This is a genomic window from Pseudomonas fuscovaginae SE-1 (genome assembly GCF_000364705.1).
GTDB lineage: Bacteria > Pseudomonadota > Gammaproteobacteria > Pseudomonadales > Pseudomonadaceae > Aquipseudomonas > Aquipseudomonas fuscovaginae_A.
Map to the genome: position 1 here is coordinate 1 of NZ_AQOH01000240.1, position 512 is coordinate 512.

Sequence of the window (512 nt, forward strand, 5' to 3'; positions counted from 1 at the left end):
CTGTCCGTCTCCAGCCTGACCCAGAACGGTGGTCGCCTGCTGAGCGACCAGGCGATCCGCCTCGACCTGGCCGGGGGTGACCTCGACAACCGCAACGGCCTGCTCAATGCCAAGGGCCCGTTGACCCTCGATAACCTGCGCGACCTGAACAACCAGAACGGCGAACTCTCCAGCCGCCAGAGCTTCAACGTCACCGGCCGTAACCTGGACAACAGCAACGGCAAGCTGATCAGCAACAACCAACTGGGCGTGACCGGCACCACCCTGACCAACCAGAACGGCCTGATCTCCGGCTGGCAGGGCCTGAACGTCAAGGGTACGAGCCTGGACAACCGCAACAGCGGTACCCTGTCCAGCCGCAGCGGCAATCTGGATGTGGACCTCAGCGGCGTACTGCTCAACGGCGATAAGGGCGCCCTGGTCAGTCAACAGAACCTGACCGTCAAAGCCGACAGCCTCGACAACCGCGCCGGCATCCTCTCCAGTGGCGCCGGACAAAAGCTGACCGTCGC

General features: G+C 63.9%; 1 protein-coding gene. It reads left to right on the top strand.

Features of this window, described 5'->3' with window-relative positions:
- Positions 1-512: hypothetical protein (locus K675_RS31140; protein WP_037006946.1), on the top strand; the 512-nt coding region annotated here is incomplete at both ends.